The sequence below is a fragment of the Acidimicrobiia bacterium genome, assembly GCA_035651955.1.
GTDB lineage: Bacteria > Actinomycetota > Acidimicrobiia > IMCC26256 > JAMXLJ01 > JAMXLJ01.
Genome location: DASRES010000053.1, coordinates 1 through 13,006, shown reverse-complemented (window position 1 = coordinate 13,006; position 13,006 = coordinate 1). Strand labels below are relative to the sequence as shown.

At 70.7% G+C, this 13,006-nt stretch carries 11 protein-coding genes and 2 rRNA genes; 2 read left to right on the top strand and 11 right to left on the bottom strand.

The window, feature by feature from the left end:
- Genes VFC33_11920 through VFC33_11910 form a run of 3 tightly spaced genes read right to left on the bottom strand, consistent with a single transcriptional unit; the run spans position 1 to position 2,132 of the window.
- Complete coding sequence (locus VFC33_11920) at positions 1-834, bottom strand: NAD(+)/NADH kinase (protein ID HZR13942.1); 834 nt, start codon at positions 832-834, stop codon at positions 1-3.
- Positions 831-1,622, bottom strand: coding sequence for a TlyA family RNA methyltransferase (locus tag VFC33_11915; protein ID HZR13941.1), 792 nt, complete (start codon positions 1,620-1,622; stop codon positions 831-833). Before VFC33_11915 ends, VFC33_11920 begins: the two co-directional genes overlap by 4 nt.
- 3 nt (positions 1,623-1,625) lie before the next feature.
- Positions 1,626-2,132, bottom strand: a complete 507-nt coding sequence (locus VFC33_11910; protein HZR13940.1) for a hypothetical protein — start codon at positions 2,130-2,132, stop codon at positions 1,626-1,628.
- A gap of 107 nt (positions 2,133-2,239) precedes the next feature.
- Here VFC33_11910 and VFC33_11905 point away from each other — a divergent pair, with 107 nt between their 5' ends.
- Positions 2,240-2,986, top strand: coding sequence for a rhomboid family intramembrane serine protease (locus VFC33_11905; protein HZR13939.1), 747 nt, complete (start codon positions 2,240-2,242; stop codon positions 2,984-2,986).
- A gap of 3 nt (positions 2,987-2,989) precedes the next feature.
- Here the strand turns inward: VFC33_11905 and VFC33_11900 are convergent, their stop codons facing one another.
- Both VFC33_11900 and VFC33_11895 read right to left on the bottom strand, forming a co-directional pair.
- Positions 2,990-3,799 (bottom strand): HAD-IIA family hydrolase, encoded by an 810-nt coding sequence (locus VFC33_11900; GenBank protein ID HZR13938.1) that lies wholly within the window; start codon positions 3,797-3,799, stop codon positions 2,990-2,992.
- A complete protein-coding gene (locus VFC33_11895; GenBank protein ID HZR13937.1) occupies positions 3,796-4,158 on the bottom strand; it encodes a tetratricopeptide repeat protein in 363 nt (120 codons plus the stop codon). The genes VFC33_11900 and VFC33_11895 overlap by 4 nt, the downstream gene beginning before the upstream one ends.
- Positions 4,159-4,244: 86 nt before the next feature.
- On the opposite strand from VFC33_11895, the gene VFC33_11890 reads away from it, so the two are divergent.
- Positions 4,245-5,492: a DUF1015 domain-containing protein gene (locus VFC33_11890; protein HZR13936.1), complete on the top strand. Its 1,248-nt coding sequence runs from the start codon at positions 4,245-4,247 to the stop codon at positions 5,490-5,492.
- Between the two features lie 15 nt (positions 5,493-5,507).
- Here VFC33_11890 and VFC33_11885 read toward each other — a convergent pair whose 3' ends face one another.
- The 6 genes from VFC33_11885 to VFC33_11860 all read right to left on the bottom strand — a co-directional run.
- Positions 5,508-6,542 (bottom strand): 2-oxoacid:ferredoxin oxidoreductase subunit beta, encoded by a 1,035-nt coding sequence (locus VFC33_11885; GenBank protein ID HZR13935.1) that lies wholly within the window; start codon positions 6,540-6,542, stop codon positions 5,508-5,510.
- Entirely contained in the window at positions 6,535-8,400 is a 1,866-nt protein-coding gene (locus tag VFC33_11880) for a 2-oxoacid:acceptor oxidoreductase subunit alpha (protein HZR13934.1), read from the bottom strand. Before VFC33_11880 ends, VFC33_11885 begins: the two co-directional genes overlap by 8 nt.
- A 165-nt stretch (positions 8,401-8,565) precedes the next feature.
- Positions 8,566-8,985: a single-stranded DNA-binding protein gene (locus VFC33_11875; protein HZR13933.1), complete on the bottom strand. Its 420-nt coding sequence runs from the start codon at positions 8,983-8,985 to the stop codon at positions 8,566-8,568.
- A gap of 121 nt (positions 8,986-9,106) precedes the next feature.
- Complete coding sequence (locus VFC33_11870) at positions 9,107-10,015, bottom strand: tetratricopeptide repeat protein (protein ID HZR13932.1); 909 nt, start codon at positions 10,013-10,015, stop codon at positions 9,107-9,109.
- 417 nt (positions 10,016-10,432) lie between these two features.
- A 5S ribosomal RNA gene (gene rrf, locus VFC33_11865) occupies positions 10,433-10,549 on the bottom strand.
- A gap of 55 nt (positions 10,550-10,604) precedes the next feature.
- Positions 10,605-13,006: ribosomal RNA gene (locus VFC33_11860) — 23S ribosomal RNA — on the bottom strand; the annotation flags it as partial.

Sequence of the window (13,006 nt, the reverse complement as noted above, 5' to 3'; positions counted from 1 at the left end):
CTATCTGTCCGCGAGCCCGAACTTGGCCTTCAGGATCTGGTGGAAGTCGCGCGGCTCGAGCGTCACGATACGGGCCGAGCGGCGGCCGCCGGTGCAGGTGACGGTGTCGCCCACGCCGAGCTCGCCGATCTCACGCCCGTCGATCGTCAACACCGCCGCCTGCGCGTTCGTCACCGCGAACCGCAGCTCCTCCTCGTCGTCGAGCACGAGCGACCGGTCGAACAGCATGTGCGGTGATACCGGGGTCAGCAGCAGGCACCGGTGACGCGGCGACACGATCGGGCCGCGTGCCGAGAACGAGTACGCGGTCGACCCGGTCGGTGTCGCGACGATGACGCCGTCGGCCGCGTACGTGGTGAAGAACGAGCCGTTGATGTCGACCGAGAGCTGCACGATGCGACCGGGCTCGACCCGCTCGAGGACGGCCTCGTTCAGCGCCCACCAGTGCCCGTCGGCGGGGCCGGCGGAGTGGACGACGACCTGCAGCACCATGCGCTCGGTGACCGTGAAGTCGCCGGCCAGGAGCCGGTCCAGCGCGGCATCCAGCTCGGCCGGCTCGACCTCGGTGAGATAGCCGAGGTGGCCGACGTTGACGCCGAGCACCGCGGTGCCCGACTCGTAGACGAGGTCGACGGTGAGCAGCATGGTGCCGTCGCCGCCGAGCGAGATCGCGAGGTCGAGCCCGTCGGAGAACTGGACGCCGTCCTCGCCGTCCCATCGGCGGACCGTGACGTCGCACGCGCGCAAGCGCTCCTCGGCGCGCGCCGCGAGCTGCTGCGCGTCGGCACGGTCGCGATGCGCCACGAGGCCGACGACGCGCGGTCGCTCGTTCACGAGCCGTCCTCGCCGTGGGCGCGCGCGACGACATGCGCGAGCTCCCGGTCGTCGACGGGCCGGCCGCTCTTGGTCGCGTACAGCACGAACTCGAGGTTGCCATCCGCGCCGCGCAGCGGCGAGGCAATCACGCCGTGGGCCACGAGCCCCGCTGCCGCGAGGCCGGCGCCGACGTCGCGCAGCACGTCGAGGTGGACGGCCGCGTCGCGGACGATCCCGCCCTTGCCGACGCGGTCGCGACCGGCCTCGAACTGGGGCTTCACGAGGAGCAGGAAGCCCGCGTCGGACGTCGTGAGCCGGGCGAGCGCGGGCGCGACCAGCCGCAGCGAGATGAACGACAGGTCGGCGACACAGATCTCCGCGGGCTCGCCGATGGACGCGAGGTCACGCACGTTCGTGCGCTCGAGGACCGTCACGCGGTCGTCGTTGCGGATCGACCACGCGAGCTGACCGTGACCGACGTCGACGGCCACGACATGAGCGGCACCGCGCTGCAGGAGACAGTCGGTGAACCCGCCGGTCGAAGCACCCGCGTCGAGGCAACGGCGGCCGGCGACGTCGAGCGCGAACGCGTCGATCGCGGTGTCGAGCTTCTCGCCGCCGCGCGACACGAACCGGGCCGGAGGACCGGTCAGGCTGATCGGCTCGTCGTCGCGCACCTGGCGCGACGCGCTGAGCGCGGGTGCACCCGCGACGAGGACCCGGCCCGACGCGACCGCCTCGGCGGCCTGCGACCGGCTGCCGGCGAGCCCGCGGCGGACGAGCTCGGTGTCGAGACGCCGCCGCACCCGTTACGCCGCGCCGCCCCGTGTGGCGCGCGTGGCCGTCGACCTCTTCGCGGCCGACTTCTTGGCGGTGGCCTTCTTCGCGGCGGACTTCTTCGCAGTCGACCTCTTGGCAGTGGCTTTCTTGGCGGTCGACTTCTTGGCGGTGGCTTTCTTGGTCGCCGCGCGCTTCTTCGCACCGGTCGAGCGCTTCGTGGCCGCGGACCTCTTCGCGGCCGGCGGGCGCTCTCGGCCGGCCCGCAGCCGGGCCTCGAGGTGCTCGAGGTCGTCGCGGGTCACGAGACCGAGCGCGTGCATCTGGCGGCGGATCTCGGCGCGCACGACCTCGCGCAGGTCGTCGGCCGCGCTCCGGCTCCGATCGAGGAGCTCGTCGACGACCCCCTGGACCCGCTCCTGCGCGAGCTCCCCCCGACGGACGAGCTCCTGGACGCGACGCTCGGCCTCCGCCCGTGTCATCGTCCCGAATTGCCGGCCCGCTTCGAGCAACTGGTTCCAGTCGGGCGTGTCGCGCATCGTGGTGCTCCTCGGTCGTGATCCGCCGGGAGAGTACGCAGCGTCGCGCGCGGGGGCCACCGGTGCGACAACCGGAGCGACGCCCGCTCCGCGTATCGTCGCTCGCCATGGTCATCCCCTTGCGGGACGACAACCCGACGACGCGCGCGCCGGTCCTCACGATCATCCTCATCGTGGCGAACCTCGCGATCTTCGCGTTCGTCCAGCCGCACGGCAGCGACAGCGGCGCCCGCTTCGACTACGAGCACGCCGCGATCCCCTGCGAGATCGTGCACGGACGTCCGCTGTCGTCGGCGCAGGTCGCGTCCCAGACGTGCAACCCGGGCCCGTTCGCGTCGGCGCGCTACTCGAGCGCGCCGCTGTTCGGGACCAAGAACGTCTACCTCGCCGTCCTGTTCTCGATGTTCCTGCACGGGTCGTGGTTGCACGTGCTCGGGAACATGCTGTTCCTCTGGGTGTTCGGCAACAACGTCGAGGATCGCTTCGGTCACGTCGGCTACGCGCTCTTCTACTTCGCGGCGGGGCTCGCGGCGGCGGCCGCGCACATCGCCGCGAACTCGACGTCGACCGCGCCGTTCCTCGGCGCGTCGGGCGCGATCGCGGGCGTGATGGGCGCGTACCTGGTGCTGTGGCCGCGCGCGCGGGTGCTGACGTGGATCGCGGCGTTGCTCATCGTCGTCGTCTACCTGCCCGCGTGGCTGGTGCTCGGCGCGTGGTTCGGGTTCCAGTTCTTCACCGACCCGAACACCGGCGTGGCGTGGGTCGCGCACGTCGGCGGGTTCGCGTTCGGGATGGTCGTCGGGTTCGCGCTGCGCGACGTGCTCCGTCCGCGCCCGCGCCCGCCGTGGTCGTGACGGTCACGCGTGCCGGTCGAGCGCGCGGAGGAGCAACGGCACGAGGTGCGCGAGGTCGTCCGCGACGTACGGAGGCGGCGGGTCGGGCACGTCCTCGCCGCCCTTCTCGGCACCCCGACGCGCCACGCCGCTGAGGACGAGCGCGAACGGCCAGCCGAGCGCGGCGGCGAGCGCGCCATCGGTCGACGGCCGGTCGCCGACCATCACCCCGGCGTTGCCGAGCCGCTCCCGTACGAGCGCGACCGTTGGGGGCTCCGGCTTGCCGGCGACGACCGGCTGGGTCCCCGACGCGGTCGCGACGGCGGCGACGATCGCGCCCGCGCCCGGGAGCAGGTGGTCGCGACCCGGGTACGTCGCGTCGAGGTTCGTGGCGACGAACCTCGCGCCGTCGCGCACGGCCGCGGACGCGCGGTCGAGTCCGTCGAAGTCGAAGTCGTGATGCCACCCGACCACGACGGCCTCCGCCGGGCCCTCGTCGACGATCTCGAAGCCCGCCGCAGTGAGCGCGTCGCGCACACCTGGGCCCGCGCACGCGAGAACGCGCGCGCCACCCGCGAGCTCACGCGTGAGCAGGCTGACCGCGGCGTGCGCGCTCGTCAGCACGTCGTCCGCGTGCGCGGCGACGCCCATCGACGCGAGCTGGTCGAGGATCACACCGACCGTCCGGCTGGAATTGTTGGTCAGGAACGCGACGCGCATCCCCGCGTCGCGCAGCGCCGCGACGGCATCCGCGGACCCGTCGATCGCGCGGTCACCGCGCCACAGCACGCCGTCGAGGTCGCAGCAGACGACCGGAGCACCCGACGCGGTCACGACTCGTCGACAGCGGTCGCGAGCGCGTCGCGGTACGCCTCGACCTCGGGACGCATCACCGTCGCGAGACGCAGGTGTCCCCGAGCCGCGGCGCGGTCACCCTCGCGCAGCAGGCACAGCCCGAGCCCGAAGTGCGCGTAGTCGTTCACGGGGTCGATCTCGACGGCCTTCGCGAACTCCGCGCCCGCCGCGCCGAAGCGTCCCGTGTGGAAGTACGCGCGGCCGAGCGTCTCGCGGATCGACCCCTTGTCCGGCTCGAGCTCGCGTGCGCGCTCGAGCGCGACGACGGCGGCGTGCGCGTTGGCGCCGTCGAGCAGCCGCAGGCCTTCCTGGTACGCGTGGTAGGCGTCCACCGTCATGTCTCCTGTTGCGTGGGACGGGTCGGGCGTTCCGGGTGGTGCGCGCGACAATCGGCCGTCCCCGACCGGTGAAGGTGAACCGTCCCGTGCCCCAGTTCCTTCCCTTCCGCGGCATCCGATACGACCCGGGCGCACTCGGCCCGCACGGCATCGGCGCGGTGGTCGCGCCACCCTACGACGTCGTCGACGACGACGAACGCGAGGAGCTCCTGCGCCGCGATCCGCACAACTCGGTGCGGCTCATCCTCCCCGACGGCGACGAGTCGGAGCGCTACGACGTCGCGGCAGCCGACTTCGCCGGGTGGCAGCGCGACGGCGCCCTGCGCCGCGACGCCGACGAGCAGCTCTACGTGTACCGCATGGCGTTCCGGGACGACGACGGCCGGCCCCGCCGCACCCTCGGTGTCCTCGGTGCGCTCGCCCTGCCCGGCGGGACCGGTCGGGACGACGGCGAGCCGATCCTCCCGCACGAGCGGACGCTCCCGAAGGCGAAGAGCGACCGGCTCGCGCTGCTGCGTGCGACACGGGCCAACTTCGACCCGATCTGGGGACTGTCGCTCGCCGACGGGCTGTCGGATCTCCTCGCGACGGCCGGCGACCCGGCCGTCGTGTGCGAGGACGACGACGACGTCGAGCACGCGCTCTGGCCGCTCGCCGACCGCGAGCGCGTCGCCGCGATCACGCGCGCGGTCGCGTCGGCGCCGGTCGTGCTGGCGGACGGTCACCACCGGTTCGAGACCGGGATCGCCTACCGCGACGAGCTCCGTGCCGCGGGCGAGGAGCCCGGCGGCGCCGGAGCGATCATGGCGTTCGTGGTCGAGCTGGCCGAGGACCAGCTCGACGTCCGCCCCATCCACCGGCTGATCCACGGACTGCGCGGCAGCGACCTCCGGCGCGCGCTGGCGGACGCGTTCACCGTCACCGACGCGGGGCCGAACAGCCCCGAAGGCGTGGACGTGCTCCGCCGGCGGATGCACGACGAGCGGGCGCTCGGTCTCGTCGACGGCGACGGGCTCGCGCTCGCCGTGCCCGAGCGGGCCCGCGTCGACGAGGCGCTCGCGTCGCTCCCCGACCCGGTCCGAGGCGTCGACGCCGCCGTGTTCGAGCACCTCGTCGTGCCGGCGTTGGCCGGCGCGCAGGTCGCGTACCGCCACGACGCCCGCGAGGTCGCCGCGCTCGTCGAGAAGGGCGCCGCCGACGCCGCCGTGCTGCTGCGGCCGGCCGACGTCGCGCAGATCCGCGCCGTCGCGTTCGCGCGCGAGCGGATGCCGCAGAAGACGACGTTCTTCAACCCGAAGCCGCGGACCGGCTTCGTGTTCCGCACGTTGGACTGAACGGTGGGGTCGCGCCTACGCGACGTCCCACACGTTGTTGCCCTCGACCAGTGCGCGCAGGTCACCGGGCCCGTCGCGGTCCTGCGCGGCGGCCAGCTGCCGCTGCACCTCACCCTCGTACGTCGGGCGGGCGACCTCGCGGAACACGCCGACCGGCGTGGGCACCGTCGGCTGGTCGGCGAGGCGTGACAGCGCGAACGCGACCGTCGGGTCGGCGCGGTGCGCATCGTGCACGAGCAGCTTGTCCTCGCCGACGTCGGCGACCGTCACGATCTCGGCCTCGCCGTGGCCGTTGAGCACGATGCCGAGCTCGCGATCGGCACCGAAGCGGATCGGCTCGCCGTCGACGAGCTCGATCAGCATGCGCGGCCGCGCGTCCTTCGACAGGATCTGCTCGAACGCGCCGTCGTTGAAGACGTTGCAGTTCTGGTAGATCTCCACGAACGCCGCGCCCTGGTGCTCGTGCGCCCGCCGGAACACGGACTGCATGTGCTTGCGGTCCATGTCGTGGGTGCGGGCGACGAAGGTCGCCTCGGCGCCGAGCGCGAGCGACACCGGGTTGAACGGGTGGTCGAGCGACCCGAACGGCGAGCTCTTCGTCACCTTCCCGAGCTCGCTCGTCGGCGAGTACTGCCCCTTCGTCAACCCGTAGATCTGATTGTTGAACAGCAGGGTCGTCAGGTTGACGTTGCGGCGCAGCGCGTGGATCAGGTGGTTGCCGCCGATCGAGAGGGCGTCACCGTCACCGGTGATCACCCACACCTTGAGGTCGGGCCGGGCGATCGAGATGCCGGTCGCGATCGCGGGCGCCCGCCCGTGGATGCTGTGGATCCCGTAGGTGTTCATGTAGTACGGGAAGCGGCTGGAGCAGCCGATGCCCGACACGAACACCAGCTCCTCGGGACGCACGTCGAGGTCGGGCATGAGGAGCTGCACGGCGGTGAGGACCGAGTAGTCCCCGCAGCCCGGGCACCAGCGGACCTCCTGGTCCGAGGAGAAGTCCTTGCGCGTCAGCGTGGGGGCGCCGCCCCCGGCGGCCGTGTCAGCCATCGATCATCTCCAGGATCTTCGCCTCGATCTCCGCGGCCCGGAACGGCAGGCCCTGCACCTTGCTCAGCGTCTGCGCGTCGACGAGGTACTCCGCCCGGACCAGCTTCGAGAGCTGCCCGAGGTTCATCTCCGGGATCAGGACCTTTTCGTAGCGGGCGAGGACCTCGCCGAGGTTCGGCGGGAACGGGTTGAGATGGACGAGGTGGGCGCGGGCGACCTTCTTGCCCGCGCCGCGGACGCGGCGCACGCCGGCCTTGATCGCGCCCCAGGTGCTCCCCCAACCGAGCACCAGGACGCGCGCGCCGTCCTCGCCGTCGACCTCGATCGGCGGGATGTCGCGCGCGACGCGCGCCACCTTCTCGGCCCGCAGCCGGACCATCAGCTCGTGGTTCTCGGGGTCGTAGTTGACGTTGCCGGTCCCGTCCTGCTTCTCGAGACCGCCGACACGGTGCATCAGACCGGGTGTCCCAGGGATCGCCCACGGGCGGGCGAGCGTCTCGGGGTCGCGCAGGTAGGGCCAGAACTCGCCGTCGTGGTTCGGCTCGGTCGCGAACGGCACCGCGAGGTCGGGCAGCGCGTCGACGTCCGGGAAGCGCCAGGGCTCCGCGCCGTTCGCGAGGTAACCATCGGTCAAGAGGATGACGGGCGTCCGGTACTTCAGCGCGAGACGGACGGCCTCGAACGCGGCGTCGAAGCAGTGGCTCGGGGTCGACGCGGCCACGATCGGCAGCGGCGCCTCGCCGTGCCGGCCGTACATCGCGAGCAGCAGGTCGGCCTGCTCGGTCTTGGTCGGCAGACCGGTCGACGGCCCACCCCGCTGCACGTCGATCAGCACGAGCGGGAGCTCGAGGCTCAACGCGAGCCCGACGGCCTCGGACTTGAGGTCGACGCCCGGACCGCTCGTGGCCGTCACCCCGAGCTGACCGGCGAACGCCGCGCCGATGGCGACGCCCGCGGCCGCGATCTCGTCCTCGGCCTGGATCGTGCGTACGCCGAAGTTCTTGTGCTTCGACAGCTCGTGGAGGATGTCCGACGCGGGGGTGATCGGGTAGCTCGCGTAGAGGATCGGCAGCTTCGACTGCTGCGCGGCGGCGATGAGCCCGTACGCGAGCGCGACGTTCCCGCTGATGTTGCGATACCGGCCGGGCGGAAGCTGCGCGGGCTGGACCTCGAACGGGTGGTCGAACAGCTCCGCCGTCTCGCCGAAGTGGTATCCGGCCTTGAACGCGGCGAGGTTCGCGGAGCGCACGAGCTCGTTCTTGGCGAACCGCTGGTCGATCCACTCGAGGATCGGCTCGACGGGCCGCGTGTACATCCACGCGATGAGCCCGAGCGCGAAGAAGTTCTTCGACCGTTCGGCGTCGCGCGGCTTCGCGCCGGTGTCCTTCGCCGCCTCGAGCGTCAACGACGTCATCGGCACCAGGTAGACGCGGTACGCGTCAAGGGTCCCGTCCTCCAGCGGGTTGCCGTGGTAGCCGGCCTTCTGGAGGTTGCGGTCCTCGAACGCGTCGGTGTTGGCGATGATCGACGCGCCGGGCGGCAGGTCGCGCAGGTTCGCCTTGAGCGCGGCGGGGTTCATCGCGACCAGGAGGTTCGGAACGTCGCCGGGCGTCAGGATGTCGAAGTCCGCGATGTGGACCTGGAACGACGACACGCCCGCGATCGTCCCGGCCGGTGCGCGGATCTCGGCGGGATAGTTCGGCAGGGTCGCGAGATCGTTGCCGAACACCGCGCTGACGTCGGTGAAGCGGTCGCCGACGAGCTGCATGCCGTCGCCGGAGTCTCCGGCGAACCGGATCACGACACGGTCGAGCGCCTCCGGACGCCTCGTGGGCGTGGTGGTGGTCTCTGCCGTCACACGGACCTCGCTTCCGCGCGCGCGTCAGGCGCGTGGTCTGCCTCGGCCGGCGTGCGGGGGGACCCGGCCGGCGCGACATCGTTGTCGGTCGCCGTACCCGATGATATCTCCGGCGATTCCGCACCTCGGATCCCGGCGGCGCCCCCCGTCCGGCGGCGCGGACCGTCATGCGAGCGCGTCGGCGGCGCGCTCCACGCGCTTGCGCACCGCCGCGACGCGTCGCCGGTCGCCGCCGCGGGCGAGCGACTCCGCCTCGACCTCGACCTTCGCGCCCCGCCCACCCGCCGCGGTCTGGAAGAACCGCCGCCGGATGCGACCGATGACGACGAGCTCGTCGCCGGCCGTGACCGTCTCCACCCAGGCCGGCGGTTCCCAGACGGTCACCGGGACCGACGTCGCGGGCTCGTCACCCGTCTTGACCCGGATCGACAGCGACGCCAGGCGCCGCCCGGAGTCGAGCTCCCGCACCTCGGGCTCCGTCGAGCAGACGCCCCACACCACCGCCACGTTCACCATCTCCGCCTCCCTGCTGATCCCGCGGCTGATCCCGCGGCTGATCCCGCGGCTGTTCCCGCGCTCGGTCACGAGGGGAAGCGTCGGGGAAGCGACACGACGACCGTACCGGTGGGGTGTGTCAGTCATCGATCGTGCGCGGGTGAGCTCGCGTGGACGGGCGACGATGTGCTCGCGCAGGTCGCGCCCGCCGTCACCCGAGAGCGGCAAGCCGTTCGGCGACGTCCGCGAAGGCCGGGTCGTGCGATCGGATCCGCTGGAAGAGCGTGCGGGCCGCGGCGAGGTTTCCGGCCCGCTCCTCGAGGTCGGCGAGCGCGTACCAGAGGCGGAGGTGGTGCTCGCGGACGCGCTTCGGCGACGTCGCCCGCCCGCGCAGCTGCGCGAGCGCGGCGTCGAGCCTGCCCGCGTCGGCGAGCGTCGCGGCGCGCACGATGCGACCCTCCGTCACCAGCTCGGCGGACGGCGACGCCTCGGCGAGCTCCCTCCACAGCTCGTCGACGCGCCGCTCGTCGCCGAGGGCACGTGCGCAGTCCATGAGGACGGGGTGCTGGGTCACCTCACCGGTCATCGCGTGGTACGCCTCGAGCTCCTTCGCCGCGTCCGCGTACCGGCCGACGCGGTAGAGCGACAGACCGAGCAGCTCGCGGACGGTCGGCGACTCGGGGAGCGAGTCGCGCAGGGGCCGCAGGATGCGGAGCGCGTCGCGGGCGCGGTCGTCGGCGAAGTCGTCGGCGGCCTGCAGCAGCCGTTGGTACGCACGCTCGCCGGTACGGCCGCCGAGGCGCAGGATCTCCTCGCGCACGTCGGCGGGCCCGCCGCGGCGGCGACGACCGGGGCGGGCACGCGCAGTGCCGGCATCGATCGCGGCGGGACGGCGGCGCCCGCGCCGCGCCGGGCGGGACGCCTGATCGGACGCGGGCTGCGAACGCCCGCGCACGACGCGGACCCGCGCCCGCCCGTCACGGGCACGTGTGGGCTTCTTCCCGACCTGGTCGCGCTCGTCGCCGGATCGCCGGGACGGCGACCCGCGCCGGGCGGCCGCGGCGGCGTGCGTCGCGTGCGGACCGAACCCCGTGCGGCCCGGTTCCGCGCGCGCGGACACGTCGCGGCGGGCACCGCGAGCGCCGTCGCGGCGGCCGCCGCGGGCGTCGTCGCGGGCGGCCGCGGTGCCCGACCGGCCGCCCCGCTCACGCGGCTCGTCGCGCCCCCGGCCGCGCGCGGTGCCCCCGCGCGAGGACGCTTGCCGACCGTCCCGTGTCGCGCCGCGCCCGGTCGCGCCGCGTGCGGGCGCTGGCCGACCGTCGCGTGTCGCGCGGCGCCCCCCGTCCTGTCGGGGCGCGCGCTTGCGTGCGCCTCCGGGCGGGGTCTCGCGCCGGGCCGGTCGGGGACGGTCGTCGTCGTCTTCGGCGCGTCGGCGCTCAGGCACGAAGTGGTCCTCGGTCGGCGGTCCCTCTGGGCAGGGTACCGAGCCCTCGAACGAACGACGGCGCCCGCATCGTGCGGGCGCCGTCTCGAGAAATCCCGGCGGCGACCTACTCTCCCAGGGGGTCTCCCCCCAAGTACCATCGGCGCTGGCGGTCTTCACTTCCGTGTTCGGAATGGGAACGGGTGTTTCCCCGCCGCTATCGCCACCGGAAACCTATGAAATTTGCGTGCCTCTCGAGCACTCCATAGCGAGCACGAACAACAAATATCCCAAGCCCTCGGCCGATTAGTACCGGTCGGCTGAACACGTCACCGTGCGTACACCTCCGGCCTATCAACCTGGTCGTCTTCCAGGGGCCTTACCCGGTTGTCCCGGTGGGAGATCTCATCTCGAGGCGAGTTTCGCGCTTAGATGCTTTCAGCGCTTATCTCTTCCGCAGGTCGCCAACCAGCCGTGCTCCTGGCGGAACAACTGGCACACGAGAGCTGCGTCCGTCCCGGTCCTCTCGTACTAGGGACAGCTCCCCTCAGATCTCCTACGCCCGCAACGGATAGGGACCGAACTGTCTCACGACGTTCTAAACCCAGCTCGCGTGCCGCTTTAATGGGCGAACAGCCCAACCCTTGGGAGATGCTTCACCCCCAGGATGCGACGAGCCGACATCGAGGTGCCAAACCTTCCCGTCGATGTGGACTCTTGGGGAAGATGAGCCTGTTATCCCCGGGGTACCTTTTATCCGTTGATCGACCGCGCTTCCACATGCCACGGCCGGGTCACTAAGCCCTGCTTTCGCACCTGCTCGACTTGTAGGTCTCGCAGTCAAGCTCCCTTGTGTCTTTGCACTCGACGCCTGATTGCCAACCAGGCTGAGGGAACCTTTGGGCACCTCCGTTACGCTTTAGGAGGTGACCGCCCCAGTCAAACTACCCACCTGACGCTGTTCCCGACCCGGATAACGGGCCCAGGTTAGAGTCCCAATACGAGCAGGGTGGTATTTCAACGTTGCCTCCACCGAGGCTGACGCCCCAGCTTCCAAGGCTCCCACCTATCCTACACAACCCGTACCGAAACCCAACACCAGATTGTAGTAAAGGTCCACGGGGTCTTTCCGTCCTGTTGCGGGAAACGAGCATCTTTACTCGTCGTGCAATTTCGCCGGGTCTCTGGTCGAGACAGTAGCCAAGTCGTTACGCCATTCGTGCAGGTCGGAACTTACCCGACAAGGAATTTCGCTCTAGTGAGCCCCCATGTCGCCATGGGGCTAGGACCATCTCTTCGGCTCGCTGTCGACGCGAGTCGGCTGGCGTATGGCCTCTGAGGATTCCAGATATCGGGACCGCTGCCTCCGATTCATCTGCTCGGTCTCCCGAGCGATCCATCAGAGTCCGACCTCGTCGAGGTGGCGACCGCGCTGCATCTCACGCAACACGGACGCGAACCTCTCGAAGTCGGCACGCTTCGCGGTTCTCAGTGGATGCTCTTCGAAGAACGGCACCACGCGCGACACGAGATCCGCGCGGCGCTTCACGGAGAAGCGCAGCAACGGCTCTCGATCGTCGTCGTGTCGGCGGTTCTCGATCACGGCGCCACACCCGAACTCCTGTCGGAGGAGCTCGAGCGCCGGCCGGGACGAGGATGCCTGTGTGACCGAGAACTCGTGCTGGACCTGCCAGCCGAGACGGCACACAGCGTTCCTCACCACACAGATCGAGAAGCAGCCTTCACCGTCGACGAAGCCGACGATCCACTGCTCGATACCTGGCCTTTCCTGCTGATTGTCCGCACCGGACGGATTGTCACTGCCCATGCCACGATCCTCATATGAGGGTATGTCATCGAACTGGGCGAGTACCGCCGGATCCACGGGGTTTCCAGCATTTAGCCAGCTGCACTCGATGCGTCACCGCATCGAGGGGCAACACCCTGGCACGTCAGGGTCTATTACCTTAGGACCGTTATAGTTACGGCCGCCGTTTACCGGGGCTTAGGTTCAGAGCTTCGCCCTTGCGGGCTAACCCTTCCCCGTAACCTTCCGGCACCGGGCAGGCGTCAGAGCGTATACATCGTCTTGCGACTTCGCACGCTCCTGTGTTTTTAGTAAACAGTCGCTTGGCCCTGGTCTCTGCGGCCTCCTCGGGCTCCGGACGCGAAGTCCTTCACCCTACTAAGGCCCCCCTTCTCCCGAAGTTACGGGGGCAATTTGCCGAGTTCCTTGACCAGAGTTCTCCCGATCGCCTTCGTATTCTCTACGTGCCCACCTGCGTCGGTTTGGGGTACGGGCACCGTGTCAACTCGCTAGAGGCTTTTCTCGGCAGCGTGGGATCAGTCACTTCGCCTGAAGCGGCTCGGCATCGCGTCTCGAGGTTGCGCCCGACGGATTTGCCTATCGGACCCTCTACACGCTTACCCCGGGACAACCAACGCCCGGGTTGACCTACCCTCCTGCGTCCCCCCATCGCTACCCGTCACCGGGTGGGTCGGTTCGGCCCGAAGGCCAGCCCCTTAGCGACCCGGATTGGGTTGGGCGTGGACACGGTGGTACAGGAATATCAACCTGTTGTGCATCGACTACGCCTTTCGGCCTCGCCTTAGCTCCCGACTAACCCTGGGCGGATGAGCCTTCCCCAGGAACCCTTGGGCATTCGGCGGAGGGGTTCCTCCCCCCTC

Coding starts and splice junctions, on each gene's coding strand:
- VFC33_11910 (HZR13940.1), bottom strand. CDS start 2,132: ATGCGCGACACGCCCGACTGGAACCAGTTGCTCGAAGCGGGCCGGCAA.
- VFC33_11905 (HZR13939.1), top strand. CDS start 2,240: ATGGTCATCCCCTTGCGGGACGACAACCCGACGACGCGCGCGCCGGTC.
- VFC33_11895 (HZR13937.1), bottom strand. CDS start 4,158: ATGACGGTGGACGCCTACCACGCGTACCAGGAAGGCCTGCGGCTGCTC.
- VFC33_11885 (HZR13935.1), bottom strand. CDS start 6,542: ATGGCTGACACGGCCGCCGGGGGCGGCGCCCCCACGCTGACGCGCAAG.